Annotated in this window: 25 protein-coding genes; 11 read left to right on the forward strand and 14 right to left on the reverse strand. The window is 70.7% G+C overall.

Annotated elements, in window-relative coordinates; translation table 11 throughout:
* Positions 1-92: 92 nt before the first annotated feature.
* Both HXX10_RS16165 and tsaB read right to left on the reverse strand, forming a co-directional pair.
* A complete protein-coding gene (locus tag HXX10_RS16165) occupies positions 93-575 on the reverse strand; it encodes a GNAT family N-acetyltransferase (protein WP_296523788.1) in 483 nt (160 codons plus the stop codon).
* Positions 575-1,258, reverse strand: a complete 684-nt coding sequence (gene tsaB / locus HXX10_RS16170; RefSeq protein ID WP_296523789.1) for a tRNA (adenosine(37)-N6)-threonylcarbamoyltransferase complex dimerization subunit type 1 TsaB — start codon at positions 1,256-1,258, stop codon at positions 575-577. The genes HXX10_RS16165 and tsaB overlap by 1 nt, the downstream gene beginning before the upstream one ends.
* Before the next feature lie 232 nt (positions 1,259-1,490).
* On the opposite strand from tsaB, the gene HXX10_RS16175 reads away from it, so the two are divergent.
* Entirely contained in the window at positions 1,491-2,714 is a 1,224-nt protein-coding gene (locus HXX10_RS16175; protein ID WP_296523790.1) for an MFS transporter, read from the forward strand.
* 102 nt (positions 2,715-2,816) lie between these two features.
* On the opposite strand, the gene HXX10_RS16180 is transcribed toward HXX10_RS16175, so the two are convergent.
* The 4 genes from HXX10_RS16180 to murJ all read right to left on the reverse strand — a co-directional run bounded on the left by HXX10_RS16180 (position 2,817) and on the right by murJ (position 6,978).
* Positions 2,817-3,371, reverse strand: a complete 555-nt coding sequence (locus HXX10_RS16180) for a NifU family protein (protein WP_296523791.1) — start codon at positions 3,369-3,371, stop codon at positions 2,817-2,819.
* A 162-nt stretch (positions 3,372-3,533) separates the two neighbouring features.
* Positions 3,534-4,028 carry a universal stress protein gene (locus tag HXX10_RS16185; protein ID WP_296523792.1) on the reverse strand — a complete coding sequence of 165 codons (495 nt, stop codon included), beginning with the start codon at positions 4,026-4,028 and terminating at the stop codon, positions 3,534-3,536.
* Positions 4,029-4,262: 234 nt separating this feature from the next.
* Positions 4,263-5,300: a tryptophan--tRNA ligase gene (gene trpS, locus HXX10_RS16190; RefSeq protein WP_296523793.1), complete on the reverse strand. Its 1,038-nt coding sequence runs from the start codon at positions 5,298-5,300 to the stop codon at positions 4,263-4,265.
* Between the two features lie 79 nt (positions 5,301-5,379).
* The gene (gene murJ, locus HXX10_RS16195) at positions 5,380-6,978 is read right to left on the reverse strand and encodes a murein biosynthesis integral membrane protein MurJ (protein WP_296523798.1); all 1,599 of its coding nucleotides are present in this window, start codon (positions 6,976-6,978) and stop codon (positions 5,380-5,382) included.
* A gap of 211 nt (positions 6,979-7,189) precedes the next feature.
* Between murJ and HXX10_RS16200 the strand changes: the two genes are divergently transcribed.
* From HXX10_RS16200 to HXX10_RS16210, 3 genes are all read left to right on the forward strand, one after another.
* Positions 7,190-8,191 (forward strand): adenosine kinase, encoded by a 1,002-nt coding sequence (locus HXX10_RS16200; RefSeq protein ID WP_296523800.1) that lies wholly within the window; start codon positions 7,190-7,192, stop codon positions 8,189-8,191.
* Between the two features lie 215 nt (positions 8,192-8,406).
* Positions 8,407-9,444: a hypothetical protein gene (locus tag HXX10_RS16205; RefSeq protein WP_296523802.1), complete on the forward strand. Its 1,038-nt coding sequence runs from the start codon at positions 8,407-8,409 to the stop codon at positions 9,442-9,444.
* A 159-nt stretch (positions 9,445-9,603) separates the two neighbouring features.
* Positions 9,604-10,476, forward strand: coding sequence for an MBL fold metallo-hydrolase (locus HXX10_RS16210; protein ID WP_296523803.1), 873 nt, complete (start codon positions 9,604-9,606; stop codon positions 10,474-10,476).
* A gap of 590 nt (positions 10,477-11,066) precedes the next feature.
* On the opposite strand, the gene HXX10_RS16215 is transcribed toward HXX10_RS16210, so the two are convergent.
* Positions 11,067-12,437, reverse strand: coding sequence for a PFL family protein (locus HXX10_RS16215; RefSeq protein WP_296523804.1), 1,371 nt, complete (start codon positions 12,435-12,437; stop codon positions 11,067-11,069).
* A gap of 172 nt (positions 12,438-12,609) precedes the next feature.
* Positions 12,610-12,921, reverse strand: a complete 312-nt coding sequence (locus HXX10_RS16220; protein WP_296523805.1) for an ACT domain-containing protein — start codon at positions 12,919-12,921, stop codon at positions 12,610-12,612.
* A gap of 195 nt (positions 12,922-13,116) precedes the next feature.
* Here HXX10_RS16220 and HXX10_RS16225 point away from each other — a divergent pair, with 195 nt between their 5' ends.
* Positions 13,117-14,172 (forward strand): aldo/keto reductase, encoded by a 1,056-nt coding sequence (locus HXX10_RS16225; RefSeq protein WP_296523806.1) that lies wholly within the window; start codon positions 13,117-13,119, stop codon positions 14,170-14,172.
* A 31-nt stretch (positions 14,173-14,203) separates the two neighbouring features.
* Here HXX10_RS16225 and HXX10_RS16230 read toward each other — a convergent pair whose 3' ends face one another.
* Positions 14,204-14,404 (reverse strand): hypothetical protein, encoded by a 201-nt coding sequence (locus HXX10_RS16230; protein ID WP_296523807.1) that lies wholly within the window; start codon positions 14,402-14,404, stop codon positions 14,204-14,206.
* Between the two features lie 242 nt (positions 14,405-14,646).
* Here HXX10_RS16230 and HXX10_RS16235 point away from each other — a divergent pair, with 242 nt between their 5' ends.
* The gene (locus HXX10_RS16235; RefSeq protein WP_296523808.1) at positions 14,647-15,306 is read left to right on the forward strand and encodes a heme-binding protein; all 660 of its coding nucleotides are present in this window, start codon (positions 14,647-14,649) and stop codon (positions 15,304-15,306) included.
* A gap of 582 nt (positions 15,307-15,888) precedes the next feature.
* A complete protein-coding gene (locus HXX10_RS16240; protein WP_296523809.1) occupies positions 15,889-16,944 on the forward strand; it encodes an ATP-binding protein in 1,056 nt (351 codons plus the stop codon).
* Between the two features lie 63 nt (positions 16,945-17,007).
* On the opposite strand, the gene gyrB is transcribed toward HXX10_RS16240, so the two are convergent.
* On the reverse strand, positions 17,008-19,434 hold the full coding sequence (gyrB, locus tag HXX10_RS16245) for a DNA topoisomerase (ATP-hydrolyzing) subunit B (RefSeq protein WP_296523810.1): 2,427 nt from the start codon (positions 19,432-19,434) through the stop codon (positions 17,008-17,010).
* Between the two features lie 311 nt (positions 19,435-19,745).
* On the opposite strand from gyrB, the gene HXX10_RS16250 reads away from it, so the two are divergent.
* The 4 genes from HXX10_RS16250 (at position 19,746) to HXX10_RS16265 (ending at position 22,568) form a co-directional block, all read left to right on the forward strand.
* On the forward strand, positions 19,746-20,708 hold the full coding sequence (locus tag HXX10_RS16250) for a metallophosphoesterase (RefSeq protein ID WP_296523811.1): 963 nt from the start codon (positions 19,746-19,748) through the stop codon (positions 20,706-20,708).
* An 8-nt stretch (positions 20,709-20,716) separates the two neighbouring features.
* Positions 20,717-21,088 carry a cupredoxin family copper-binding protein gene (locus HXX10_RS16255; RefSeq protein WP_296523812.1) on the forward strand — a complete coding sequence of 124 codons (372 nt, stop codon included), beginning with the start codon at positions 20,717-20,719 and terminating at the stop codon, positions 21,086-21,088.
* A 158-nt stretch (positions 21,089-21,246) separates the two neighbouring features.
* Positions 21,247-21,801, forward strand: coding sequence for a sigma-70 family RNA polymerase sigma factor (locus HXX10_RS16260; RefSeq protein WP_296523813.1), 555 nt, complete (start codon positions 21,247-21,249; stop codon positions 21,799-21,801).
* Positions 21,798-22,568 carry an anti-sigma factor gene (locus tag HXX10_RS16265; protein WP_296523814.1) on the forward strand — a complete coding sequence of 257 codons (771 nt, stop codon included), beginning with the start codon at positions 21,798-21,800 and terminating at the stop codon, positions 22,566-22,568. Before HXX10_RS16260 ends, HXX10_RS16265 begins: the two co-directional genes overlap by 4 nt.
* A gap of 168 nt (positions 22,569-22,736) precedes the next feature.
* Here HXX10_RS16265 and HXX10_RS16270 read toward each other — a convergent pair whose 3' ends face one another.
* The 4 genes from HXX10_RS16270 to dnaN form a co-directional block, all read right to left on the reverse strand.
* Positions 22,737-23,276: a peroxiredoxin gene (locus HXX10_RS16270; protein ID WP_296523815.1), complete on the reverse strand. Its 540-nt coding sequence runs from the start codon at positions 23,274-23,276 to the stop codon at positions 22,737-22,739.
* Positions 23,277-23,316: 40 nt separating this feature from the next.
* On the reverse strand, positions 23,317-23,883 hold the full coding sequence (locus tag HXX10_RS16275; protein WP_296523816.1) for a carboxymuconolactone decarboxylase family protein: 567 nt from the start codon (positions 23,881-23,883) through the stop codon (positions 23,317-23,319).
* Positions 23,884-24,090: 207 nt separating this feature from the next.
* Positions 24,091-25,227 (reverse strand): DNA replication/repair protein RecF, encoded by a 1,137-nt coding sequence (gene recF / locus HXX10_RS16280; RefSeq protein ID WP_296523817.1) that lies wholly within the window; start codon positions 25,225-25,227, stop codon positions 24,091-24,093.
* Positions 25,228-25,495: 268 nt separating this feature from the next.
* The gene (gene dnaN, locus HXX10_RS16285; RefSeq protein ID WP_296523818.1) at positions 25,496-26,614 is read right to left on the reverse strand and encodes a DNA polymerase III subunit beta; all 1,119 of its coding nucleotides are present in this window, start codon (positions 26,612-26,614) and stop codon (positions 25,496-25,498) included.
* Between the last annotated feature and the right edge of the window lie 158 nt (positions 26,615-26,772).

Raw genomic sequence — 26,772 nt, forward strand, 5'->3', positions numbered from 1 at the left:
GAGGTCTGCTCGTTCACCCGCCGCTCCGCCGTTCGACCCTGCCGGGCGGCCGGATCATAGGAGCCGCCGGATGCATCGTCCATTGAGCGAGGTCAAGCCAGATCGCGCCGCAATACCAGGGCGACGGCCGGCGGCCCGCCGGGGCGGGCGTAGTAGCCCGGCCGGCGGCCGACCTCGCGGAAGCCGGCCGCGGCATAGAGCCGGCGGCCCGGGGCGTTGTCCTGGTCGACCTCCAGAAAGACCCGCTCGATCCCGGCCGCCGCCAGCCGGCCGAGATGGACGGCCAGCAGCCGGCCGGCGATGCCGCGGCCGCGGCGGCCCGGCGCCACCGCCACCGAGAGAATCTCGGCCTCCTCGACGGCGCAGCGCGACATCACGAAGCCGGCCAGCGCCTCGCCCACCATCGCGACATCGGCGATGATGTTGCGGTCGATGAGCAGGCGGGCGAACTCCTCCTCGCTCCAGCCGCGGCGGAACGAATCGGCATGCAACACGGCGAGCCCGGCGGCATCGGCGAGCTCCGCTGCGCCGAGCCGGGCATCACCGCCTTTCCACCATCGGCGGACCAGCTCCATCAGCGCCTCGCGAGGCGGGCTCCGTCCTGCGGCCGCGCATCGGGCGCGCGCAGGTAGAGCGGTTTCGGCGATGCCATCGTCTCGGCCGCGACGGCACCGAGCCGCGCCACCCAGTCGATGTCGGGCGCCGGCGTGGTGTCGACGCAGAGCGGTGGTCGGGCGCCCGTCATCCAGGCGGCATAGAGCAGGCCGGCGGCCGAGCCGACGATGCGGGTGGGGGCGGCGGTGGCGATCCGGGCCGCCTCGCGCACGCTGGCGATGCGGGGCGGAATGATCGCCCGGCCGCCCTCGCCGACGAGCTGCATGTAGACCTGCTCGTGGCGGGCATCGATCACCGAGAGGAGCGGCGAGCGGTCGTCGCTGGCGATATGGGGCGCCGCAAACGCCGCCAGCGTGGTCAGGCCGACGATCGGCTTGTTGGCGGCGAGCGCGAGGCCGCGGGCCGCGGCGACGCCGACCCGCAGGCCCGTGAAGCTGCCCGGCCCGATCGTCACGGCAATACGGTCGAGATCCGTGAACTCGAGATCGGCCTCGCTCATCATGCGGGCGATCATCGGCATCAGGGCCTCGGCGTGGCCGCGCTCCATCGGCACCGATTCGTGCGCCAGCACGCCGCCGCGGACGAGATCGAACACCGCCGCGGAGCAGGCAGCCAGGGCGGTATCGATGGCGAGCAAACGCATCGGGGATATCGGCTCCGCTTCGCTCCGGGGGAATTTTTGCCAGCCTGCCGCTCCGGGGCGGATTCCGCAAGCTGTTCAAGCGGCGGCCCGCCGGCAGGGCAGCATCCCGCCCGGCGCGGGCGGCCGCCGGCCACGGTCGCGGCTCGCGGTTCCGATCGCGGGCGCGAATTTTCTTTGCGCCGGGGCCTTGCCCGGGTCACGGTCCGCGCCCGACCTTCCCCCGAGGACGCCCATGGACCCCACGCCCGGCCCCCGGAGCGACACGCCGGCCCACCGCGGCGTCGCGGCGCTGCGGCTGCATCCCGCCTGGGGCGTCGCCGCCGTTCTGCTGATCGGCATGAACCTGCGGCCGGCGATCACCAGCGTCGGTCCGCTGATCGGGGCGATTCGGCATGACTTCGACCTCTCCGGCCTCGCCGTCGGGGTGCTGACCATGGCGCCGGTGGTGTGCCTCGGCCTGTTCGGGCCGCTGGCGCCGCCGCTGGTCCGCCGCTTCGGGGTCGAGGCGGTGCTGTTCGGGGCGCTGCTCGGGATCGCCGCCGGCTGCGCGCTGCGCGGCGCCGGGATCGCGCCGCTCTATCTCGGCACGGTGGGGATCGGGGCGGCGATGAGCCTGCTCGGCGTGCTGGCGCCCGTGCTGGTCAAGCGCGACTTTCCGCACCGGGTCGGCCTGATGATGGGCCTCTACACCATGGCGATCGGTTTTGGCGCGGCGCTGTCGACGGCGACGGCCGTGCCGTTCGCAACGGCTTTCGGTGGGAGCTGGCGGTGGGCCCTGATGGTGTGGGGCTGTTCGGCGCTGCTCGCCGCCGGCGCGCTGGTGCCGCAGCTCGCCGGCACCGTGCCGGCCCGGATCGGCCGTCAGCCGCATCGGCCCGGCCTGCTGCGCTCGGCGCTCGCCTGGCAGGTGACGTCCTTCCTGGGGCTGGTCTCCTCGCTCGCCTACTCGACCTTCGCCTGGGCGCCCAGCATGCTGGAGGCGCGCGGGCTCGATCCGGTGGCGGCCGGCGCCGTGGTCGCGCTGTCCTACCTGTCGCAGATGCCGAGCGGCTTTCTCGCCCCGGTTCTGGGCGGCCGGCTGCGCGACCAGCGCGCCATCGCGGTCGGAACTGTGCTGCTGATCATCGCCGGGCTCGCCGGCTACGTGGTGGCGCCGGCGTGGTCGCTGCCGCTGTGCTCGATCGTGCTCGGGCTGGGGCAGGGCGGCGCCTTCGGGATGGCGCTGACCTTCATCGTGCTGCGTGCCGGCGACCCGCAGGTGGCGGCGCGGCTGTCGGGTCTCGCCCAGGGCGTCGGCTATACGCTGTGCGGCGTGCTCGGCCCGTTCGCCGTCGGCCTGATCCACGACGCCGCCGGCTGGGGCGCGGTCGCCGTCTGGCACGCCGCGCTGGGGCTGGCCGCGATCCTGTCGGGCCTCGGCGCCGGGGCCGCCCGGACGATCAGGCTGGCGGCGTAGGGTGCAATGAGCGGAGCGAATTGCGCCGCGTAAACGACTTGTGCGCCGCAGTCATGATCGGTGCAATTCGCTCCGCTCATTGCACCCTACGACTTTGGCGGCTCACACCGGCCGCACCTCGATCACCTCGGGCACGAAGTGCCGCAAGAGGTTCTGGATGCCGTGGCGCAGCGTCGCGGTCGAGGACGGGCAGCCCGAGCAGGCGCCCTTCATGGCCAGATAGACGACGCCGTTCTCGAAGCCGCGGAACGTGATGTCGCCGCCGTCATTGGCGACCGCCGGCCGCACCCGCGTCTCGATCAGGTCCTTGATCAGCTCGACCGTCTCGGTGTCCTTCTCGTCGTAGAATTCGTCGTCCGTCTGGGTGTGGCCTTCCTCGGCCATCACCGGCGCGTCGGTCATGAAATGCTCCATGATGACGCCCAGCACGCCCGGCTTGATGTGCTGCCACTCGCTGTCGGTCTTGGTGACGGCGATGAAGTCGGAGCCGAAGAACACGGCGGCCACCCCCGGCACGTCGAACAGGCGCTGCGCCAGCGGCGAGGCGTCGGCCTCGGCCTTGCTGCGGAACTCGAGCGTGCCATAGGGCAGCACGGTCCGGCCCGGCAGGAACTTCAGGGTGGCGGGATTGGGGGTCGATTCGGTCTGGATGAACATCGCGTCTCTCCTCGGCCACGGTTCAAGGCCGCAGCGGGTGCATCATGACCCGAAAGAGATGTCCCTTCGACCGGCGGGCGTCAACCGTCCCGCTGTCTCGGTCGCTGGTCGTTTCGGGTGGGGCCCCCCCGCGCGGCTGCCTTTCGGAGCCGATCCGGGGCCTCACGTCATGGCGTCGAGGTCGTCGTCCGAGAGGTGTCCGGGCACGATCGCCATCGGGATCGGGAACGACCCGGCCGACTTGGTCAGGCCGGTGACCAGCGGCCCCGGCCCCTCCTTGTCGTCGCCGGCGGCCAGCACCAGCACGGCGATGTCCTCGTCCTCGTCGATCAGCCGGGTGATCTCGGTGGCCGGATCGCCCTCGCGAACGATCCGCTCCGGCGTGATTCCGGCGATGCCGTTGGCGCGCGCCGCGAAGCGCGCCAGCATGGCGTCGGCCTCCTCGCGCTGCTCGGCCCGCATGATGTCGGCGACCCCGAGCCACTGCGGCGCCCGATCCTGCGTTTCGATCACCCGCAGCATCAGCATGCCGGCATTGGTCCGCCCGGCGCGCCGCGCGGCGAAATAGACGGCGCGGTCGCATTCCGGCGTCTCGTCGATGACCACGAGGAACTTCGGCTTGTGCCCGGCCTCGTAGCTGCGGCGCTTCCGGCTCATGGCTTGTTTCGGACGGCGTCCCGGCGCCGCCCACCTCCGGGACCGAATCTGCCACGGCGGACCCGGCCGGCACAAGGTGGCGCCGCTCACCCTCCCCTGGAGGGGGAGGGTCGGGCGTCCGCGCAGCGGACGACCGGGGTGGGGTGAGGCCACAAACGTCGGCTTCGCCGATCACCCCCTCCCGGCGGACTGCGTCCGTCGACCTCCCCCCTCCAAGGGGAGGTGAAAAGAGCGCTAGCGCCCGACGAAACCGACGATCTCCTTGACGGACCGCATGGTCTCGGCCGCCAGCACGCGGGCGCGGGCGCTGCCGTCGGCCAAAATGCCGTCGATATACGTGACGTCGTCGGTGAGGCGCTTCATCTCGGCGCCGATCGGGCCGAGCTTGGCGACGGCGAGGTCGATCAGGGCGGCCTTGAAGGCCGAGAACTGGCCGCCGCCGAACTGCGACAGCACGGCGGCCTTCTGCTCGCCGGCCAGCGCCGCATAGATGCCGACCAGGTTGTCGGCCTCGGCGCGCCCCTCGAGCCCCTTCTCCTCGCTCGGCAGCGGCTCCGGGTCGGTCTTCGCCTTCCTGATCTTCTGGGCGATGGTGTCGGCGTCGTCGGCCAGATTGATGCGCGAATTGTCGGACGGGTCCGACTTCGACATCTTCTTGGTGCCGTCGCGCAGGCTCATGACGCGCGTCGCCGGGCCCGTGATCAGCGGCTCGGCCATCGGGAAGAACAGGCCGTCGGCGAATCCCGCGGCTTCGATCTGTGTCCGGAAATCGTTGTTGAATTTTTGCGCGATGTCGCGGGTCAGCTCGAGGTGCTGCTTCTGGTCCTCGCCGATCGGCACATGGGTGGCGCGGTAGACCAGAATGTCGGCCGCCATCAGGCTCGGATAGGCATAGAGCCCGACCGAGGCGTTCTCGCGGTCCTTGCCGGCCTTCTCCTTGAACTGGGTCATGCGGTTGAGCCAGCCGAGGCGGGCCACGCAGTTGAACACCCAGGCGAGCTCGGCGTGCTCCGGCACCTGGCTCTGGTTGAAGACGATGTGGGCCTTGGGATCGATGCCGGCGGCGATGAAGGCCGAGGCCACCTCGCGGATGCTTTTGCGCAGCTCGGCGGGATCCTGCCACACCGTGATGGCGTGCAGATCGACCACGCAATAGATGCAGTCGTGGGTCGCCTGCAGCTTCACGAAGTTGACGATGGCGCCGAGATAATTGCCGAGATGCAGGTTGCCGGTCGGCTGTACACCGGAAAACACCCGTTCGTTGAACGCCATCGAATACTCCTTGAGGTCGCGGCGGCGGTGTGCCACGCCGGGGCGTCCGGGCGCAAGGGCCGTCGGTCGGAAAGGCCCGTCAGGGCGCGACGGGCGGCGGCCGGCGAAGCGCCGCCAGAAGCTCGGTGCCGCGCACCACCCCGAGCGCCTGCAGGGCGGCCAGATAGGCCGCGAACCCGGCGCCGAGCAGGCCGGCCAGCACGGCGAAGCGTCCGAGCGTTCCGGCCGGCACGCCGGCCCGGTCGGCGAGCATCCGGGCGGCGACCAGCGCGAGCACCATCGCCACGGTCGACAGGAAAATGCGGGCCACCCGTCCGGCCGCGGCGGCGTCGAAGCGCAGCCAGCCGCGATGCGCCAGCACCACGGCGAGCACGCCGGCCCCGACATAGCCGGCCGTGGCGATCGCAGCGGCGACGCCGACATGGCCGTAGTGCGGGAACAGCATGAGCCCGGCCATGGTCGCTGCCGTGAGCCCGGCGAGCGCCGACCACATCGGCGTATGGGTGTCCTCGCGGGCGAACGAGACGGCCCCGAAAACCTTCTCGGCGACATGGCCGGGCAGGCCGGCCGCGATCGCCGCCAGCGCCGCCGCGACCATCCTTGTGTCGTGCGGCGAGAAGGCGCCGCGCTCGAACAGGGCGCGGGCGATGGGCTCGGCGAGCAGCACGAAGGCGGCGGCCGAAGGCAGCGCCAGGCCGAGCGCCAGCTCCATGGCACGCGATTGCACGGCGGCGATCTCGGGGCCGGTCCCGGTGCGCACGCGCGTCGCGATCACCGGGCCCATCACGGCGGCGATCGCCACCGAGACGACGCCGAGCGGAAATTCGTAGAGGCGGTCGGCGTAGTAGAGCCACGACACCGCGGCGGGCGAGGGCGAGGCGATCATGGCGCCGGCCATCAAGGTGATTTGCGGAATGCCGCCGGCGACCAGCCCCGGACCGGCCAGCACGAACAGGCGGCGCAGCGCGGGCGAGAGCGTCAGGCTCGGTCGGCGCGGACGCACGGAGAGCCGCATCGCGGCACCGCCGATCAGCACCGTCTGGGCGACCCCGGCGGCGACGATCGCCAGCGCCAGCACGGCACCGGCATGCGCCGTGGCCGCCGACCCGCCGAGCAGCAGGCCGGCCACGGCGGCGATCAGCACGCCGTTGAAGACGATCGGGCCGAACGCCACCGCCGTCACGCGGCCCTCGGCATTGAGGATCGCGCCGAGCACGGCGACGCAGCCGGCGATCGCCACATAGGGCGCCGACAGCCGCACCAGCGACACGGCCGCATCGAAGCGCGCGCCGTCGGCCGCAAAGCCCGGCGCGATCACCTGCACGACGAGCGGCGCGAGCAGAATCAGCAGAACCGTCGCGGCGCCCAGAACCACGGCCATCAGGCCGAGCGCGCCCTCGCCGAATTGTCTCACCTCGTCCGCCCCCTGCTGCTCGCGCAGCCGCAGCCAGAGCGGCACGAAGGCGCCGTTCAGCGCGCCCTCGGCGAGCAGCCGGCGAAACAGGTTCGGCACCTGCAGGGCGGCGAAATAGGCGTCCGCCATCGGCCCGGCGCCAAGCAGCGCCGCGATCCCGGCATCGCGCAAAAAGGCGAGCAGGCGCGAGGCGAGCGTCGCGCCGCCGACCGTGCCGACTTTTCGAGCGAGCGTCCGGCCGGCGGCGGAGTCCGGTCTTGCCATCCCGTCCGGTCTCCGCACTCCTGGCTCGGCGGCCCGGCGGACGGGCTACGCGCCGGCGTTGAAACGCGGCGGCTCGTCGGTATAGTGCGCCGCCCAGCATTCGGCACGGCGCGCCCGGTCGGGCGCTCGCGCCGTTTCATCTCGTAAGCGCAATCGCACGGTCCCGGCAAGCGCGGCGCGCGCCACGGACCGGCCAATCACGAGTTTCGCCATGACGGCTCTTCGCTACGACGTCCTCGGAATCGGCAATGCCATCGTCGACGTCATCGCCCGCGCCGAGGACGACTTTTTGGTCGCGCACGGCATGCGCAAGGGCGGCATGGCCCTGATCGACGAGCCCCGCGCCGAGGCCGTCTATGCCGCGATGGGGCCGGCCGTGGAAATCTCCGGCGGCTCGGCCGCCAACACCATCGTCGGCGTCGCCGGTTTTGGCGCGCGCGCCGCCTTCGTCGGAAAAGTAAAGGACGATCCGCTCGGCACCGTGTTCGGCCACGACATCCGCGCCGCGAAAGTGGCGTTCGACACGAGGCCGGCGGCCGACGGGCCGGCGACGGCGCGCTGCTTCATCATGGTGACGCCGGACGGCGAGCGCACCATGAACACCTATCTGGGCGCGGCCCAGGATCTGCATCCGAACGACATCGACGCCGACGCGGTGGCGGGCGCGGCGATCACGTATCTCGAAGGGTATCTGTGGGATCCGGAGAACGCCAAGAACGCCTTCCTGAAAGCCGCCGAGATCGCCCACGGCGCCGACCGCATGGTGGCGCTGACGCTGTCGGATTCGTTCTGCGTCGATCGCTGGCGCGAGGAGTTCCTGCACCTGATGCGCTCCGGCACCGTCGACCTCGTGTTTGCCAACGAGGCCGAGCTGCACAGCCTCTATCAGACGGCGGATTTCGACGCGGCGCTCGCGGCGCTGCGGCGTGACGCGCGCCTCGCCGCCATCACCCGCAGCGAGAAGGGCTGCCTCGTGGTGTCGCGCGAAAACACCGAGGCCGTGAAGGCCTTCCCGGTCGAGCGCGTGGTCGACACCACCGGGGCCGGCGATCTGTTCGCGGCCGGCTTCCTGTTCGGCCTCGCCCGCGGGCAGTCGAACGAGGACGCGGCCCGGCTCGGCGCGCTGGCGGCGGCCGAGGTGATCCAGCATCTCGGCGCCCGCCCCGAGGCGTCGCTCGAGGAGCTCGCCCGCGACAACGGGCTGCTCCCGTAACGCTCTGGTCGCGTCTCGCTGCTCGCCTAACGGTCTGCTCGCTTAACGGTTTTTTCAGCATCCTCGGAGGTGCCGCGCGGGCGCCACGATCCGCCATGGCCCGGCCGCTATTCGGCCGCAGCGGGCTGCGAGGAAGGAACCGTAACCATTTGGTAAGCGGACATCGTTAACGGTTGTCTAAGCCGTCCGACGAGCATTCGAGGTGGAGCCCCGCCATGGGCCAGCACGATATGGGTCAGCACGATCTGGGCCCACAGGATCACCAGGATCTGAGCGACGAGCAGGACATCGGCGCGCAGCAGAGCGCGGGCCGGCCCGGCGCCGAGGCGAGTACGCCCAGGATCGGCTCGCAGTCGGCGCGCCAGGCGCGGCTGCCCAGGCCCGACGGCGCCGCTCGCAACGCCGGCCGCGACGGCCTGCCGATCCCGGCCGCCCCTGCCGTGGAGCACGACGGCTGGCGCACCGCCGACACCATCGACATCGACGACGAGACGCCGCGGCGGCGCTTCTCGTTCCAGGTGCCGCCCTACATGAAGGTCGCGGCCGTGATCGCGGTGGCGACCTCGTTCGGTGCGCTCGCCGGCACCTTCGCGGCCACCAAGGTGTCGAATGATCCGACGCCCATCGTGCGCGCGGCGCCCGACGACGGCGCCCTCAAGGCGACGGTCGCGGAACTGCAGCGCGACGTGACCGGGCTGCGCACCAGCCTGGAGAACTCGTCCAAGGCGCTGCAGACCCAGACCGCCAAGCTGACCGACCGCATGGAGCGGGCCGAGAAGGCCCAGGCCGAGCCCGCCCAGAAGCTCACCAAGCTCGGCGAGGCGATCGAACGGCTGGAGCGCCGCACCGCACAGGCGGCGGCGCCCCAGACTCCCGCGGGCCAGCCCACGACCCTCCAGGCGCAGGCTGCCGCAGCCCAGGCGGCCCAACCCGCCACGGTTTATGCATCGAGCGCACAGGCCGCGGCCCCGCCGGCTTCTCCGCCGGCGCCCGCGCTGGTGGCGCCGACCACGGTCGCCTCCGCCGACATCACGGCCGCGCTCGGCGATCCGCGGCCGCCCGCGCCTGCGGTCGTCAACGGCTGGGTGGTGCGCGACGTGCGCCGCGGCATCGCACTGATCGAAGGCCGCTACGGCCTGATCGAGGTCGAGACCGGCGACACGCTGCCGGGCGTCGGCCGCATCGAGGGCATCCGCAAGCAGGACGGCCGCTGGATCGTGGTGACGTCGCGCGGCCTGATCCTGGCGCGCTGATCCTCCACGCTTCGCGGCGCTATCGAACGGGCGGGTGCCGCGGCGCGGCGCCGGCCCGTTTCGCGTTTCGGCACACGCAATCAGCGGTTTGTGTTCGCAAGGCTTTCCGTCCGTCCCCCGGCTCGGGTTATGCTGGGTCGAAAGACCGATGGAGCCCGCATGCCTTCGACCCCCGACTGCCGGCGGCCCGCGATCGCGGCCGCCACCCTGCTCGCCTGCCTGCTCGCCCCGCTCGCCTTCGCCTTGTCCTCGCCCGCCGTCGCCCAGCCGGCCGCTCCGGCCGCACCGCCCCCCGCCCGCGAGGAAACCTGCCCGGGTCTGGTCTCCGGAGCGCCGCCCCGCGTGCTGCCGGCGGCGTTCCGCCCGGTCGCGCTCGCGCCCGACGAGGTGCGGCTCACCTTCGTCGGCCATTCGACCTTCCTGATCGAGAGCCCCCGGCTGGTGCGGGTCGCCACCGACTACAACGACTACGTCAAGCCGCCCGTGGTCCCCGACATCGTCACCATGAACCGGGCGCACTCGACCCACTACACGCTGGCGCCCGACCCCGGCATCCGCTTCGTGCTGCACGGCTGGCGCGAGGACGGCAAGCCGACCGCGCACGACCTCGGCTATCAGGACGTCCATGTGCGCAGCGTCGCCACCAACATCCGCGACTGGTCGGGCGGCACGGAGCGGCACGGCAACTCGATCTTCATCGTCGAGGCGGGCTCGCTGTGCATCGCCCATCTGGGCCATCTGCACCATACGCTGACCGAGCAGCAGCTCGCCGAGATCGGCCGGGTCGACGTCGTGCTGGTGCCGGTCGACGGCAGCTACACGCTCGACCTCGACGGCATGATCGAGGTGCTGCAATCCCTGAAGGCGCCGCTGATGATCCCGATGCACTTCTTCGGCCGCGCCACGCTCGACCGTTTCCTCGAGCGGGTGCGCTCGCTCTGGGACGTCGAGACCGCCGACACGCCGTCGGTCGTGGTCTCCAAGACGACGCTGCCGGCCAAGCCGAAATTCCTGGTGCTGCCGGGACGGTGAGGCGGCGGCGCTTCCCCGGCGTCATCGCCGGGCTCGACCCGGCGATCCATCATTCTGACGGACAAGACCTCGTCTCGTTTGAGATGGATGCGCGGGTCAAGCCCGCGCATGACGGCTCTCATGCATGGCAAGCGATGCCTTAGCGCTTTCGCGGGGACGAGCGGCTGCGATTGCGTTGTTTGATTAATCTTGCCGTGTCGCCGCGCGATTCCGCGCACGATGACCCGGACTGCCAATCTCGCGATTGGATCCGGGTCCCGCCGATGCGCTCCGGGATGGAGTTACGACAGCCTCCGCGACAAGAACGTCTCGTCGACGGTGGATCGGCCCGCCAGGGGCGTTCTAGAACCGCCTCCGGCCGACTTCCCACGCCTCGGGGGCTTTTGGACGGATGCGCTCCGGCACAGTCAGAGCGACCGCCACCACCGGATTGTGGGCTAGAGGCCCGCACCCGATGTCGGCGTGGTGCCGACATCCGGCTCAGGATCGATGATGATCACACATTCTGCTTAAGGCTCGATAAAGAGTCGAGCCCGACCTGACAGCAATTTGCTGTTCCGGTGCGCACCGGTTGGTCACGCCGGGCGTCTTCAGTTGATCAGCGCCTGCAGGGGCGATGGGATGCGGCCGCCGCGGGCGACGAAGCGCCGGCTCGACATCGTGTGCACCGGGATGATCGGGGCGCGCCCCAGGAGCCCGCCGAAATCGACCCAGTCGCCGACGCCCTTGCCGGCCACCGGGATCACCCGCACGGCCGTGGTCTTGCGGTTGATCATGCCGATCGCCGCCTCGTCGGCCATGATGGCGGACAGCGTCTCGGCCGGCGTGTCGCCGGGAATCGCGATCATGTCGAGCCCGACCGAGCAGACCGAGGTCATCGCCTCCAGCTTGTCGATCGTGATGGTGCCGCGGGCCGCCGCCTCGATCATGCCGGCGTCCTCGGAGAGCGGGATGAACGCCCCGGAGAGGCCGCCCACATAGCTCGACGCCATGGCGCCGCCCTTCTTGACGGCGTCGTTCAAGAGCGCCAGCGCCGCCGTCGAGCCGTGGGTGCCGACGCCGTCCAGGCCGATCGCTTCGAGGATGCGGGCGACGCTGTCGCGCTCGGCCGGCGTCGGGGCGAGCGAGAGGTCGACGATGCCGAACGGGATGCCGAGCCGGGCCGAGGCGGCGCGGCCCACCAGTTCGCCGGCCCGCGTGATCTTGAAGGCGGTGCGGCGGATCACCGCCGTCAGCGCGCCGAAGTCGACGTCGCCGGCCTCCTCGATGGCGCGCAGCACCACGCCAGGCCCGCTGACGCCGACATTCACCACGCAGTCGGCCTCGCTGGCGCCGTGGAAGGCGCCGGCCATGAACGGGTTGTCCTCGACGGCATTGCAGAACACGACGAGCTTGGCGCAGCCGATCGAGTCCTGCGCCGCCGTCGCGGCGGCGATCGCCTTGACGGTGCGGCCCATGGCGGCGATGGCGTCCATGTTGAGGCCGGCCCGGGTCGAGCCGACATTGACCGAGGCGCAGACCCGCTTGGTCGCGGCGAGCGCGGTCGGCAGCGCTTCGATCAGGCCGGCGTCGATCCGGGTCATGCCTTTCTCGACATGGGCCGAGAAGCCGCCGATGAAGTCGACGCCGAGCGCGTGGGCGGCGCGGTCGAGCGTCTCGGCGACCCGGGTCAGCGCGGCGGCATCGCAGCGGCCGGCGATCAGCGACACCGGTGTCACGGCGATGCGGTTGTTGACGATCGGGATGCCGAACTCGCGGGCGATCTCGGCGCTGACCCGCGTGAGGTCGCGGCCGATCCGCGTCACCTTGTCGTAGATGTTGTCGCACAAGGTCGCGCCGTCGCCGGCGACGCAGTCGAACAGGCTGATGCCGACCGTGACGGTGCGGATGTCGAGCTTCTCGGTCCGCACCATGTTGATGGTCTCGAGGATTTCCTCTCCCGAGAAGCCGAGATGTTTCATGGCTTGCGCCCCTCGTATCAGATCCGGTGAATTGTCTGGCCGTCATTCCGGGCCGCACGCGCGAGCGTGCGGACCCGGAATCCAGCCACACGCTCGGAGTTGGCCGCTGGATTCCGGGTTCGCGCTTTCAGCGCGCCCCGGAATGACCGCGGGACGATCGCGCGTAGGCTCCTCAGACCCGGTGCATCGCCTTGAAGATCTCCTCGCGCTCGATCTCGACCCGCACCCCGAGCTCCTCGCCTTTGCGGACGAGCCGCTCGCGCAATGCGTCGAACGAGACGTCGGAGGCGCCGAGATCCACCATCATGATCATGGTGAAGAAGTCGCGCATCACCGATTGGCTGATGTCGAGGATGTTGACGCCGGCGTCGGCGATCACGGTGGAGATGCCGGCGATGATGCCGACGCGGTCCGCGCCGATGATGGTCACGATGGCGCGGCCCGACAGGGTGCCGGGAGCGCGAGATCCGGGAGCTTGAGGCATGGCGGCTTTCCGAGGTGGTCGTCGCAAATCCCCGCGCCGGCGATCCGCCGCGAGAGCGCCCGTGTTTAGCGCCTGCGGGGGCCGCCGGCCAATGGGGTGGACGCGGAGTGTGTCGCGCCGCATGCCGGTCCCGCGGGCTGGGCCGGTTGAAGGGCGGGCGGTGCGTTCTATGGTGCGGTCCGCAAGGAGTTTTCCATGCCCAGCCAGGACACCCTCGGCCCGGTCGCACCGGCCGCTGCCTCCGCGCCCCTGCCCACCCGAAAGCTCGGCCGTACCGACATGGAGATCACCCGGGTCGGCTTCGGCGCCTGGGCGATCGGCGGACCCGACTGGGCGGTCGGCTGGGGCGCCCAGGACGACCGCGAGTCGGTCGCGGCGATCCGCCATGCGGTGGCGCGCGGCATCAACTGGATCGACACCGCCGCCGTCTATGGGCTCGGCCATTCCGAGGAGGTGGTGCGCGAGGCGCTGAAGCCCATCCCGGTGTCCGAGCGGCCCTATGTGTTCACCAAATGCGGCCAGGTCTGGGACCCGCAGGAGCCGCGCAAGCTGGCGGCCCGGGTGGGGGCGCCGGCGAGCCTGCGGCGCGAATGCGAGGCCTCGCTGAAGCGGCTCGGGGTGGAGCGCATCGACCTCTACCAGATGCACTGGCCGGCCGCCGACGGCACGCCCCTGGAGGCATACTGGCAGACGCTCCTGGACCTGAAGCGGGAGGGCAAGGTGCGGGCCGTCGGCCTGTCCAACCACGACGCCGCGCAGCTCGCCGTGGCCGAGCGGCTCGGCCATGTCGACACCCTGCAGCCGCCCTTCTCGCTGATCCGCCGCGACGTCGCCGCGGCCGAGCTGCCCTGGTGCCACGGCGCCGGCACCGGCGTGATCGTCTACAGCCCGATGCAGTCCGGCCTGCTCACCGGCCGCTTCACGGCCGCGCGCGCCGGCGCGCTGCCGGCAGACGACTGGCGCTCGCGACATGCCGAGTTCACCGGCGAGAAGCTCACCCGCAACCTGGCGCTGGCCGATGCCCTGATGCCGATCGCCGGCCGGCACGGCACCACTGTGGCGTCGGTGGCGATCGCCTGGACGCTGTCCTGGACCGGCGTGACGGCGGCGATCGTCGGCGCCCGCACCCCGGCGCAGGTCGACGGCTGGCGGGATGCCGCCACCCTGGTGCTGACGGAACAGGACCTCGCCGAGATCGCCGCGGCCCTGGCGGCGACCGGGGCCGGCACGGGACCGCGCGCGCCGGCCTGACCGGGACGCCTGCGGAACGAGGCCGCCAGGATCAGGGCGACGGCGACGACTGGTAGGACGAGGCGTGGTCGGGCCGCGGCAGGTGGCCGGACCGCACGGCGCGGCTGCGGGCGCGCAGCTCGGCCGCTTCGATGCGGAACTGCTCGGACAGCGAGCGAAGCCGGCGGCTCTGCGCCAGCAGGGCCCGGCTTTCGGCGTGAAGGGACAGCAGGTCGTCGGGATGCATCGTCATGGAGTTCTGAAAAACGGTGCTGGCGGGTTTGACCATCGGACGGAAATGCCATGTCCGATTTGCCTTGTTATGGTTAACAAATTCCAAACGGCGGTCCAGCCGGCCGACCGCATGGCGGGGATTCCTCGGGTGTCGGGACTACCGTCGGCCGACCTCCCTCCATAAGTAGAGTCCCGGAGGCGCCCGACGTACAAAATACGGCCCTCCGCAGGGGGGCGGATCGAGGCCGAAGGAGCCGGGCCATGTCGCTGATTTCGTCCATCGTCCAGGGGGCTGCCGGGGTGGTCGGCATTCGCTCCGGCACCGAGGAGCCGCGATTCGCGGTCGTCGAGCGAATCGGCGGTGCCGTCGAGGTCCGCCGCTACGAGCCGCGTCTCGCCGCGGACGTCATCGTCGAGGGCGACGAGACCGAGGCGCGCTCGGCCGGCTTCCGCCGGCTCGCCCGCTTCATCTTCGGTGCCAACACGGCGCGGCAGTCGATCGCCATGACGGCGCCGGTGGCGCAGGCGCCGGCCGGGTCCGTCGGGTCGGAAAAGATCGCCATGACGGCGCCGGTGGCGCAGATGCCGGTCGCCCCGATACCGGCCGGGCCGCGCGGCGGCAGCGAGCAGGGCTGGACCATCCGGTTCACGATGCCGGGCGAATACACCCGCGACACCCTGCCGGTGCCGGACGACGCCGGCATCGCCATCGTCGACGTGCCGGCCGAGACCGTGGCCGTGATCGTCTTCTCGGGGGCGACCAGCGTCGAGGCGGTGCACCATCAGGCGCGGCTGCTGCGGCGTATCCTCGGCACCACCGACTGGCGGATCGTCGGCCCGCCGGTCGCCCAGTTCTACGACCCGCCCTGGACGCTGCCGATGCTACGTCGCAACGAGGTGGCCGTTCGGGTGGAGCGATAGAGGATTGTCCGGCGAAGCTGGTCCTCGGGCTTGATGCGGGGGCGGGGGACAGGGTCGCCGCAGAAAAATCATCACCTCGACAAGTCGGGAGCGTGTTTCGTACCGACCGATCGGAGCACGCTCCAGCGACGCCGCAACTCCATCGACTGTCGTATGCCGTGAATTTTGTACGACGTGACTGTCGCATGTGGTGATGTTCCATCATGCCGAGGCTAGACTAAGGCCTTGCCTCGCAATACTAATCTCAGAAGTTGTACGGATGTGACCGCTTAGTATTTCTCCTATTCTCAGGACCGTAACGAACAGAAAAAACCGGCGAAGCCGACGGCACCTCGGTTCAGTCCCGTCGAAGCCGTTCGCCGACAGCGCGTCCGGGAGGGCGCTTCAGGGCTGCGTTTTTCGGGTCTGCGTGTCATCAGGTCTGCGTTCATCGTCGCGTAAGCTTCCGCGCGTGTTGGTCGCGCTGGTCGCGTCTGCCGTTGTCGCCTTCTCGACCTCGTTCGTGACGACACGGCCATAGCCGCGCTGTCGTATGCCTGCCTCTCGCACGCCTGCGATGCTCCGCCGCCCCAGGAGACACCGATGACCTGTTTCGATCAGTTCGCGTCCGTGGACGACGCGCCAGCCCTGGCCCGGACGATCGCGGACACGGTCCGGGCGCCCGTGCTGATCCTCGACGGCGAGCGGCGGATCGTCTCCGCCAACCGCGCGTTCCACGCCGGCTTCGAGACGCAGCCCGAGGCGGTCGTCGGCCGCTCCGTCTATGCCCTGACCAGGGACCCGACGAGCCTCGCCAAGCTGCGCTTCCTGCTCGACGTGCTGCTGCCGCAGCGGTCGGCCATCGACGCCCACGAGCTCGAGCTCGAGCTGGCCAATGGCGAGCGCCGCACGCTCCTGGTCGACGTCCGCACGCTGCCGGACGGCCGCCGGGCCGCGCCGCTGATCCTGCTCACCCTGGAGGACGTCACCGCACTGAGGGCCGCCGCGCAGGCCGTGCGCGAGCTGCGCCGGCAGAACGACATGCTGATGCAGGAGGCCCGGCACGGCGTCGCCGAGGCCATCGACACGGTCGCGACCGCGTTGCGCCTGCAGGCCGACACGGTGCTGTCCGAGGAGGCCCGGCTGCAGCTCCAGGCCGCACATCGGCGCGTGCTGGCGATCGCCGCCGTCCACGACCAGGCCGAGGCGGTGGGCCACGGCGAGCCGGTGGCGGTCGGCCCCTATCTGTCGCGGCTGTGCGAAGGTCTCGCCGCTGCATCCGGCGGCCATTGCCGGGTGGCGCTTGCAGTCGCGGCCGGCAGGGCCACGGTGTCGGCCGGCGAGGCCGACACGATCGGCCTGATGGTCGCCGAGCTGGTCGGCAACGCACTGCGGCACGCCTTCTTCGGCATGCCCGAGGGCGACATCGCCATCGCCTACGAGGTCGTCGACGGGGGCTGGCGGCTCTCGGTGTCCGACAACGGCGCCGGCCACGATCCCGGCGCGCGCGGCGAGGCGAGGCCGGGCATCGGCCTGCGGCTGGTCGAGGCGCTCGGCCGGCGGCTCGATGCCCGCATGGAGGCCATCAGCGGGCCGCACGGCACCGCGGTGTCGATCATCCGCCGCCCCTGCGCCTCGCGCTGGATCGAGGCGGCCTGACACGGCGGCCGCAGGACGACGCGGCTGCGGGGCTTCGCCGACCGATGATGCCTATTGTCCGCCTCAGATGTCGACGCTGGCGGCCAGCGCGTTCTCCTGGATGAACTCGCGGCGCGGCTCGACCACGTCGCCCATCAGCTTGGTGAAGATGTCCTCGGCCTCGTCGACCTCCTTGATCTTCACCTGGAGGAGCGAGCGGGCGTGGACGTCGAGCGTGGTCACCCAGAGCTGTTCGGGGTTCATCTCGCCCAGGCCCTTGTAGCGCTGCAGCGCGACGCCCTTGCGGCCGGCCGCGATCACCGCCTCGATCAGGTCGATGGGGCCGTGGATCGGCGTCTCCTCGCCCTTGCGGCGGAGCGCGCCGGGCCTGGGGTAGACCTGCTGGAGCAGCGGCGCGAGATCGTCGAGCTTCTTGGCCTCGACCGAGCCGAGCAGAGCGCCGTCGATCATCGCGACCTCCTTCACGCCGCGCACGGTGCGCTCGAACAGGAAGCCTTCGCCCTCGCTGAAACGTCCCTCCCAGCCGCGCTCGGTCTCGTCGGCGAGCGCATCGAGCCGCCGCGCGATGTAGTGCGCCGCGCGGTCGGCATTCTCGGGGTCGCCGACGATGGCCGGGCTGAGCACGCCGGCGATCGCCGCCTGCTCGACCACGGCGCGCTTGTAGCGGCTGTGCAGGCTGGCCAGCACGCCGCGCACGGTGCGGGCCTGGTCGATCAGCAGGCGCAGGTCGGCGCCGGCGCGATCCTCGCCCGAATGGGCGCGGAACACCGCCTCGTCGAGCCCGGTGGAGATCAGATAGTCCTCGAGCGCACGTTCGTCCTTGAGATACTGCTCGGACTTGCCGCGGTTCACCTTGTAGAGCGGCGGCTGCGCAATGTAGATGTGGCCGCGCTCGATCAGCTCGCGCATCTGCCGATAGAAGAACGTCAGCAGCAGCGTACGGATATGGGCGCCGTCGACGTCGGCGTCCGTCATGATGATGATCTTGTGATAGCGCAGCTTGTCGGCCGAGAACTCCTCGCTGATCCCGGTGCCGAGCGCCGTGATCAGCGTGCCGATTTCCTGGCTCGACAGCATCTTGTCGATGCGGGCGCGCTCCACGTTCAGGATCTTTCCGCGCAACGGAAGGACGGCCTGGAACTCGCGGTTGCGGCCCTGCTTGGCGGAGCCGCCGGCCGAGTCGCCCTCGACGATGAACAGCTCGGACTTCGCCGGGTCGCGCTCCTGGCAGTCGGCGAGCTTGCCGGGCAGCGAGGCGATGTCGAGCGCGCCCTTGCGCCGCGTCAGCTCGCGCGCCTTTCGCGCCGCCTCGCGAGCGGTCGCCGCCTCCACGACCTTGCCGACGATGACCCGGGCCTCGCTCGGATGCTCCTCGAACCAGGCGGCGAGCGCCTCGTTGAGCACGCCCTCGACGGCCGGGCGCACCTCGGAGGAGACCAGCTTGTCCTTGGTCTGCGACGAGAACTTCGGGTCCGGCACCTTCACCGAGAGCACCGCGGTGAGGCCCTCGCGGCAGTCGTCGCCGGTGAGCGCCACCTTCTCCTTCTTGGAGCCCGCCTCGGCATAGCCGGTGATCTGGCGGGTCAGCGCGCCGCGAAAGCCGGCCAGATGGGTGCCGCCGTCGCGCTGCGGGATGTTGTTGGTGAAGCACAGCACGGCTTCGTGATAACCGTCGTTCCACCACAGCGCGCACTCGACCTCGATCCCGTCGCGCGTCGACTTGATCATGATCGGGGCGGGCACCAGCGGCTTCTTGTTGCGGTCGAGATAGCGCACGAACGCCTCGACGCCGCCGTCGTAGACCATCTCCTCGCGCCGCTCGACCGCGTGGCGGCGGTCGGTCAGCACGATGTGGACGCCCGAGTTCAGGAAGGCGAGCTCGCGCAGGCGATGCTCCAGCGTCGCCCAGTCGAACTCCATCATGGTGAAGGTTTCGGTCGACGGCAGGAACGTCACCTCGGTGCCGCGCTTGCCCGCGGCCTCGCCCGTCAACGCCAGCGGCGCCACCGCCACGCCGTGGCGGAACTCCATCGTGTGCTCTTGGCCGTCGCGCCAGATGGTCAGCTTGAGCCAGCTCGACAGCGCGTTGACGACCGAGACGCCGACGCCGTGCAGGCCGCCCGAGACCTTGTAGGAGTTCTGGTTGAATTTTCCGCCGGCGTGGAGCTGGGTCATGATGACCTCGGCCGCCGAGACGCCCTCGCCCTTGTGGATGTCGGTCGGAATGCCGCGGCCGTCGTCCGTCACCGTCACCGAGCCGTCGGCGTTCAGCGTGACCGTGACCAGCCTGGCGTAGCCGGCGAGCGCCTCGTCGATGGCGTTGTCGACGACCTCGTACACCATGTGGTGCAGGCCGGAGCCGTCGTCGGTGTCGCCGATATACATGCCCGGGCGCTTGCGCACGGCGTCGAGGCCCTTGAGGACCTGGATCGATTCCGCGCCGTAGTCGGACCCGTCGGAGGGGATCTGGGGAATGATCGGTTCGTCCATGCCAACGCGCTTTGGAAGCGTCCTGGAAACGGGGGATGTCGCGGCCTCGGTGTGGCACGAAAGCAGAGGCGCGTACAGGATATTGTGCCATTCGATAAATGGTTGTCCGACCAAGGAAAATCAAGGCTGTTCGGCGGCTGTCCGGCGGCCGCGCCGGGGCGCTTCGACGCACCGAATCACGGGCCGCCGCCGCAACGCCAAAACGGTAACCAAGGGCCACCTTGCGCGCCGGCCCGCGCGGCGGGAATAAACCAGCGTCCCGTCCGATCTCCTCCTTGCAACGCTCATTCGGGCGCAACGGGAGACGAGCCATGACCAGGCATGACCGCGACACCGTCACGGGTGACGGCCAGACTCGCCGAAAGGTTCTCGAATGCATGACCTGGGCCGGCACCGGCGTGCTGTGGACCGTCTCGGGCGGGGTGCCGCGCGCGCTCGGCCTGATCGACCAGGCACAAGCCCAGACGCAGTCCCAAACGTCGGGTCAGGACGGTCTCACCTTCCTGCAGATCAGCGACAGCCATATCGGTTTCGACAAGGCGGCCAATCCGGCCACCAGCCGCACGCTCGAGGAGGCGATCGGCCGCGTCAAGGCGCTGCCGGCCAAGCCCGCCTTCATGATCCACACCGGCGACATTACGCATCTGTCGAAGGCGGCCGAGTTCGACGACGCCGATCACATCATCGGCGGGGCGCGGCTCGACGTGCATTACGTGCCGGGCGAGCACGACGTCATCGACGAGGAGGCGAAGCTTTATCGCGAGCGCTACGGACGCGGCACCAAGGGGGCGGGCTGGTACAGTCTCGACGCCTCCGGCGTGCATTTCATCGGGCTCGTCAACGTGGTCGACCTCAAGTCGGGCGGGCTCGGCAATCTCGGACCCGACCAGCTCGCCTGGCTCGCCGACGATCTCGCCGGCCGCTCGGCCGAGACGCCGATCGTGGTGTTCGCCCATATCCCGCTGTGGGCCGTCTATCCGGCCTGGGGCTGGGGCACCGACGACGGCGGCCGGGCGCTGTCGCTGCTCGCCCGTTTCGGCTCGGTCACGGTGCTCAACGGCCACATCCACCAGGTGATGCAGAAGGTCGAGGGCAACGTGACGTTCCACACGGCGTGCTCGACCGCGTTCCCGCAGCCGGCGCCCGGCGCCGCGCCGTCGCCGGGTCCCCTGAAGGTCGCCGACGACAAGCTGCGCACCAAGCTGGGCCTGTCGAGCGTCACGTTTCGGCGCGGCGAGCAGCGCCTCGCCATCATCGACCAGACGCTGGCGTGAGGCCGACCATGACGTCGCGAACGGAGGTTTCAAAAAGCGTGCTGCGCCGCTTCGGTGTCGCCGTGCTGCTCGGCTTGGCGCTGGCCGCACCTGCCGCCCGCGGCGAGACGAGTGCACCGGCCGCGGCGAAGGTGTCGATCGACAACTTCACCTTCTCGCCGGACCGCCTCACCGTCGCGCCCGGCACCACCGTGACCTGGACCAATGCCGACGACATCCCGCACACCGTGGTGGCGACCGGCAAGGCGTTCCGGTCGAAGGCGCTCGACACCGACGACAGCTTCGCCTTCACGTTCACGACGCCGGGCACCTTCGACTACTTTTGCTCGTTGCATCCCCACATGCACGCGACCATCGTGGTGGAGGCGGGCCGGAGCTAGAGCTAGAGCCCATGTCGCTCGCTTCAAAGTCGCCTGCTTCAAATCGGGCACCAAGTCCGCTCGTCCCCGCGCAAGCGGGGACCCAGGGGCCGCAAGGCAAGACGCCTGGGTTCCCGCTGGCGCGGGAACGAGCGGAGGGTGGGGCGGAGTCGACGGCCATGCAGGGTCGGCGTGACGACGACGACAGCGGCACGGCCGGGCGCTTCAGGGCGCTCGCTCTGCCGCATCTCGACGAGGTCTACACGCTCGCCCGCCACCTGCTGCGCGATGCCGCCGACGCCGACGATGCGACGCAGGACTGCTTTTTGCGCGCGCTCCGCCATTTCGAGACGTTCCGCGGCGACGACATCCGGCCGTGGCTGTTCGCAATCCTGCGCAATGTCTGCCGCGGCGCGCGGCAGCCGTCGCGCGAGGTCGGCGTCGCGGACGAGCCGACCGATGATGCCGCGCCGCTGTGGAGTGACGCGCGCGAGACGCCGGAGGGCGAGATGCTGCGCCGGCGCGACGCCGACGCCGTGCGGGCGCTGGTCGATGCGCTGCCGCTGGCGTTCCGCGAGGTGATCGTGCTGCGGGAGATCAACGACCTGTCCTATCGCGAGATCGCCGAGATCGTCGGCGTGCCGGTCGGGACCGTGATGTCGCGGCTCGCCCGCGGCCGCGCGCTGCTGCGCACCGCCTGGCTCGGCGCCGATCAGAAAGAGCAGACCCCATGACCTGCGAGGACGCCGATCTGCTGCTGCACGCGCTCGTCGACGGCGAGCTCGACGCCGGCCATGCCCGCGAGGTGGAGCGGCATCTCGCCTCATGCCCGCGCTGCGCGGCGGCGCTGGCCGAGCTTCGCGCTTTGCGCAGCGCCTTGCAGGACGTTCCGCTGCGGCGCGAGGCGCCGGCGGCCCTGCGCAGCCGCATCGAAGCGGCGCTGCCGCAGCCGCGCTCGCGGCCGGCACCGACCGACCGGCGCACGCTGCTCAAGGGCTTCGCCTTCGGCAGCGTGTTTTCGGGCGCCATCGCCGCCACGGCACTGGTCCTGCTGGTGCGGTCCGATCGCGGCCAGCGGATGCACGGCGATCTCGTCTCGGCGCATCTGCGCTCTCTGCAGGGCACTCGGCTCACCGATGTCGAGACCAGCGACCGCCACACCGTGAAGCCGTGGTTCAACGGCAGGCTCGACCTCGCCCCGCCGGTCGTCGACCTCACGGCGAAGGGTTTTACGCTGCTGGGCGGGCGGCTGGATTATCTCGACGGCAAGCCGGTCGCGGCGATCGTCTACAAGCGCCGCCGGCACGTCGTCAATCTGTTCGTCGAGCCGAGCAGCGCGGCCGACACGTCGCCCGGCGTATCGACCCTGCAGGGCTTCAACATCCGCCACTGGAGCGACGGCGGCCTGGCCTTCTGGGCCGTCAGCGACATCGCCGCCGACGAGCTGGCCGAGTTTGCCAGCGTGTTCGACGCGGCGCGTCGCACGCCCGAGGCGGCGTGAGCCGAGGTCTGGATCATCAGCTCTCGGTCATTCCGGGGCGCGGCGAAGCCGCGAACCCGGAATCCAGCGGCGAACTCGGCAGTCTCGGCTGGATTCCGGGTCCGGCGCACCGCGCCGTCCCGGAATGACTGCCGAATCGGGTCATCCCGATCTCGCGTCCGGTCTTCGTCAGGCGACCTTGAGGACCGCCTCGCCCTTGTGCCAGTTGCACGGGCACAGCTCGTCGGTCTGCAGCGCGTCGAGCACGCGCAGCACCTCCTGCGGATTGCGGCCGACGCTGAGGTCGTTGACCGAGACGAAGCGGATGATGCCCTCGGGATCGACGATGAAGGTGGCGCGCAGGCAGACGCCTTCACCCGCATGCAGGATGCCGAGTGCGGCCGATAGCTCGCGCTTGATGTCGGACAGCATCGGGAAGGGCAGGGCCTTCAGGTCCTTGTGGTTCTGCCGCCAGGCCAGATGCACGAACTCGCTATCGGTCGAGGCGCCGTAGATCACGGCGTCGCGGTCGGCGAACTCGCCGTTCAGCGCCCCGAAGGCGGCGATCTCGGTCGGGCACACGAAGGTGAAGTCCTTCGGCCAGAAGAACAGGATCTTCCACTTGCCGGCGTCGCTCGCCGTGGTGAATCGCTTGAACGCGGTCGCCGGGTCGGTGGACACGACGGCCTGGAGGTCGAAGGCCGGAAGCTTGTCGCCTACCGTGAGCATGGTGGTCTTTCCTGTCTTGTTGCGGGAGTTCGGGAGGGGGTCAGGCGAGCGCCGGCGCGGCGGTCTCGGCCGGGGTCGGGCAGGCGTCGAGGACGGTCGCGGTGGCGTGGATGACGGCGGCGATCTTCAGCACGGCCTGGACGGCGGGAAGCGGGACGCCGTGCTTCCTGGCGCCCTCGACATGGGCGCGGGTGCAGCCCTCGCAGCCCTTCACGGCCGAGGCGGCGAGGCCGAACAGCTCGAAGTCGGCCTGGGCGATGCCGTGCTTGGTCATGGCGTTCATCCGCAGGCCCGCCGGCAGCTTGGCTAGGTCGGCGTCGCCGGCCATATGGACGGCCCGGTAATAGACATTGGTCATCGCCATCAGGGCGGCGGCGGTGCGGGCCGCCTCGGCGGTCGGGGCATCGAGCACGGTCGCGGCCTCGGCCTCGACGGCGCCGGCGAGGCGAGGCTGGCGGGCCGCGACGGCGGCCGCGAGCGCCGCGCCGAAACGCTGCGCCGGCGTCAGCTCGGGCAGGCCGCCCGGGCCGAGCAGCGAGCCGAGGTTCAGCTTGATGTCCTTGGCGTAGTCGGGCAGCTCCTGCCGCAGGGTTTCGAGCAGGCTCATGCGATCTCCGTGGGCTTGGTCTCGTCGCGCAACGGGGGCGGCGGCCTTGCGGCCGGGCCGGTGCGCCTGGGTTGCAGCGTTGCGGGGGACCCTACGAGGACGATGGTCGACTGCAACTAATGTGCAGTTGTTGCGACGCAGCAAGCCTGCTGTCGGGTGGTAATTGCCGATAAAAACCGCGATGAGCGAAGAATTCGCGCACCCCCATCAGGGCGTGCGGGCGACCCGGTTCGGCGCCACCTCGAACACGTCGGCGTCGGCCGCGATGCCGGTGAAGGCGGCCGGATCGGCGCCGGCCATCCACACCTGGGCGCCGAGCGCCTGCAGCGCCTCGAACAGGGCGTCGCGGCGGCCGGGATCGAGATGCGCCACCACCTCGTCGAGCAGCACCACGGGGGCGATCCCGGTCATGGTGGCGACCAGATTGGCATGCGCCAGCACCAAGGTGATCAGCAGCGCCTTCTGCTCCCCCGTCGAGGCGTCGCGTGCCGCAATGCCCTTCGGGGCAAACAGGACGGCGAGGTCGGTGAGATGCGGGCCGTCGAGCGTGCGGCCGGCAGCGGCGTCGCGGCCGCGGCTTTCGCGCAACAGGGTGCGGTAGCGGTCCTCGAGCTCGATCGCCGGGCGATCCAACGCCTCGGCCTCCATCCAGCCGTCGAGGGCGAGCCCGGCGGAGGGGAACGGGCCGTCGCGCTTCTCGGCAAGGGCGGCGGCGAGCCGCTGCACGGTCTCGGCGCGCGCCGCCGCCACCGCGACGGCGAGCTCGGCGGTCTCGTGCTCGGCCGCGTCCAGCCAATGCGGGTCGGGCGAGGGGTTTTCCAGGAGCCGGTTGCGGGCGCGCAGCGAGCGCTCCAGCGCCGAGACGCGGCCGCCATGGTCGGGATGCACGGCGAGCACCAGCCGGTCGAGGAACCGCCGCCGCTCGGAGGCGGGCCCGAGAAACAGCCCGTCCATGGTCGGCACCAGCCAGACCAGGCGCAGATGCTCGGCGAAGGCGGTGGCCGAGCCGACCGGCTCGCGGTCGATCCGGCATTTTCGCGCGCCGCCGCCCTCGCTGGCCGCCGGAGTCGCGAGTCCGGTCCCCAGCGTCGCCAGCCCGAGCGCGCCCTCGACCTCGGCGGCGACCGCCCAGGTGCCGGGGCCGCCGTCGCGGGCGACCGCGTCGAGCGTCGCCCGGCGCAATCCGCGGCCCGGCGCCAGAAACGAGATCGCCTCGAGAATGTTGGTCTTGCCGGCGCCGTTCGGCCCGGTGAGCACCACCAGCCGCCGCTCGACGACGAGCGTCGCCGTGCGCCAGCTCCGGAACTCGGTCAGGCTCAGGCGGGTGAGGCGGGGGGCGATCATGTCGGTTCCCTGTCATGGCCCGGCACCAGGCTGGGCATGACGGCCTCAGGGATTGCGCGCCTCATGGGCGTTCCGGCTGATCAGTTCGGCTGCTGCCCCCCACCCCCGACCCCTCCCCGCCACTCGCTTCGCGAGCGGGGGGAGGGGAGAAGACGGCGCTGCGGCTCCCCTCCCCCCGCGAAGCGGCGGGGAGGGGTCGGGGGTGGGGGGAAGCCCCGGGCGCTGACGTCAGTTGTCCTGGATCCGAGCTGATCACCCGGAACACGCCTCACACCCGCATGGGCATCAGCACATAGAGGGCGCCCTTGGCGTCCTTGTCCTGGATGAGCGTCGGGGAGCCCGGGTCGGCGAGCCTGAGGATCGCGGTGTCGCCCTCGATCTGCGCCGCGATGTCGAGCAGATAGCGCGAGTTGAAGCCGATATCGAGCGGGTCGGAATCGTAGCCGACCTCGATCTCCTCGGTGGCGCTGCCGGAGTCCGGATTGGTCACCGACAGGACCAGCTTGCTGCCGGACAACGAGAGCTTCACGGCGCGGCCACGCTCGCTCGACACCGTCGAGACGCGGTCGACCGCCTGCTCGAAATCGTGCTTCTCGACCTCCAAGAGCTTGTCGTTGCCGGCCGGGATGACGCGGCCGTAGTCCGGGAAGGTGCCGTCGATCAGCTTCGAGGTCAGCACCACCGGGCCGAGGCTGAAGCGGATCTTCGTGGTGGAGAGCTCGATCTTCACCTCGCCCGAGGGATCCTCGATCAGCCGGTGCACCTCGCCGACCGTCTTGCGCGGGATGATGACGCCCGGCATGCCCTCGGTGCCGTCCGGGGCCGGAAACTCCACCTGGGCGAGCCGGTGTCCGTCGGTGGCCACCGCGCGCAGCGTCGCGCCGGCGCCCTGGCCGGCGACATGCAGGTAGATGCCGTTGAGATAGTAGCGCGTCTCCTCGGTGGAGATGGCGAACTGGGTCTTGTCGATCAGCCGCTTGAGATCGGCGGCCGGCAGCATGAAGGCGTGCGTCATGTCGCCCGCGGCGAGATCCGGGAAGTCGCTTTCCGGCAGCGTCTGCAGGGTGAACTTCGAGCGGCCGGCCCGGATCACCAGCACGGCGCGGTCGCCGGTGGCGTCGAGCGTGATCTGGGCGCCCTCGGGCAGCTTGCGGACGATCTCGTAGAACATGTGCGCCGGCACCGTGGTGACGCCGGCTCCCGAAACCTCGGCGGGAATCGTCTCGATGATCTCGAGATCGAGATCCGTCGCCTTGAAGGCCAGCTCGGCGCGGTCGGCGCGGATCAGCACATTGGCGAGGATCGGGATGGTGTTGCGCCGCTCGACCACGCGGTGGACATGCGACAGCGATCGCAAAAGCTCGGATCGCTCGACCGTGACCTTCATGCGGAACCCCGCTCGACTGAATACGCTCGCGAACCGGCGAGCCCGGGACGGGCCGCCCGCTCGCGCGGGAACCGGACGGGCGCCGGGGGCGCGCCGGGACTGGGGAAAGTGCCGCGCCGGCGCGGATTCGGCAAGCGTAACCATGCCGAAGTCCCGGA

The sequence above is a fragment of the Rhodoplanes sp. genome (assembly GCF_013377085.1).
Classification (GTDB): Bacteria; Pseudomonadota; Alphaproteobacteria; order Rhizobiales; family Xanthobacteraceae; genus Rhodoplanes.

Coding starts and splice junctions, on each gene's coding strand:
- HXX10_RS16220 (WP_296523805.1), bottom strand. CDS start 12,921: ATGCCTCAAGCTCCCGGATCTCGCGCTCCCGGCACCCTGTCGGGCCGC.
- HXX10_RS16185 (WP_296523792.1), bottom strand. CDS start 4,028: ATGAGCCGGAAGCGCCGCAGCTACGAGGCCGGGCACAAGCCGAAGTTC.
- HXX10_RS16260 (WP_296523813.1), top strand. CDS start 21,247: ATGCAGGGTCGGCGTGACGACGACGACAGCGGCACGGCCGGGCGCTTC.
- HXX10_RS16215 (WP_296523804.1), bottom strand. CDS start 12,437: ATGAAACATCTCGGCTTCTCGGGAGAGGAAATCCTCGAGACCATCAAC.
- trpS (WP_296523793.1), bottom strand. CDS start 5,300: ATGGCGTTCAACGAACGGGTGTTTTCCGGTGTACAGCCGACCGGCAAC.
- HXX10_RS16175 (WP_296523790.1), top strand. CDS start 1,491: ATGGACCCCACGCCCGGCCCCCGGAGCGACACGCCGGCCCACCGCGGC.
- HXX10_RS16235 (WP_296523808.1), top strand. CDS start 14,647: ATGTCGCTGATTTCGTCCATCGTCCAGGGGGCTGCCGGGGTGGTCGGC.
- HXX10_RS16255 (WP_296523812.1), top strand. CDS start 20,717: ATGACGTCGCGAACGGAGGTTTCAAAAAGCGTGCTGCGCCGCTTCGGT.
- HXX10_RS16210 (WP_296523803.1), top strand. CDS start 9,604: ATGCCTTCGACCCCCGACTGCCGGCGGCCCGCGATCGCGGCCGCCACC.
- HXX10_RS16270 (WP_296523815.1), bottom strand. CDS start 23,276: ATGCTCACGGTAGGCGACAAGCTTCCGGCCTTCGACCTCCAGGCCGTC.
- HXX10_RS16275 (WP_296523816.1), bottom strand. CDS start 23,883: ATGAGCCTGCTCGAAACCCTGCGGCAGGAGCTGCCCGACTACGCCAAG.
- HXX10_RS16225 (WP_296523806.1), top strand. CDS start 13,117: ATGCCCAGCCAGGACACCCTCGGCCCGGTCGCACCGGCCGCTGCCTCC.
- HXX10_RS16230 (WP_296523807.1), bottom strand. CDS start 14,404: ATGACGATGCATCCCGACGACCTGCTGTCCCTTCACGCCGAAAGCCGG.
- tsaB (WP_296523789.1), bottom strand. CDS start 1,258: ATGCGTTTGCTCGCCATCGATACCGCCCTGGCTGCCTGCTCCGCGGCG.
- dnaN (WP_296523818.1), bottom strand. CDS start 26,614: ATGAAGGTCACGGTCGAGCGATCCGAGCTTTTGCGATCGCTGTCGCAT.
- murJ (WP_296523798.1), bottom strand. CDS start 6,978: ATGGCAAGACCGGACTCCGCCGCCGGCCGGACGCTCGCTCGAAAAGTC.
- gyrB (WP_296523810.1), bottom strand. CDS start 19,434: ATGGACGAACCGATCATTCCCCAGATCCCCTCCGACGGGTCCGACTAC.
- recF (WP_296523817.1), bottom strand. CDS start 25,227: ATGATCGCCCCCCGCCTCACCCGCCTGAGCCTGACCGAGTTCCGGAGC.
- HXX10_RS16240 (WP_296523809.1), top strand. CDS start 15,889: ATGACCTGTTTCGATCAGTTCGCGTCCGTGGACGACGCGCCAGCCCTG.
- HXX10_RS16180 (WP_296523791.1), bottom strand. CDS start 3,371: ATGTTCATCCAGACCGAATCGACCCCCAATCCCGCCACCCTGAAGTTC.
- HXX10_RS16165 (WP_296523788.1), bottom strand. CDS start 575: ATGGAGCTGGTCCGCCGATGGTGGAAAGGCGGTGATGCCCGGCTCGGC.
- HXX10_RS16200 (WP_296523800.1), top strand. CDS start 7,190: ATGACGGCTCTTCGCTACGACGTCCTCGGAATCGGCAATGCCATCGTC.
- HXX10_RS16250 (WP_296523811.1), top strand. CDS start 19,746: ATGACCAGGCATGACCGCGACACCGTCACGGGTGACGGCCAGACTCGC.
- HXX10_RS16205 (WP_296523802.1), top strand. CDS start 8,407: ATGGGCCAGCACGATATGGGTCAGCACGATCTGGGCCCACAGGATCAC.
- HXX10_RS16265 (WP_296523814.1), top strand. CDS start 21,798: ATGACCTGCGAGGACGCCGATCTGCTGCTGCACGCGCTCGTCGACGGC.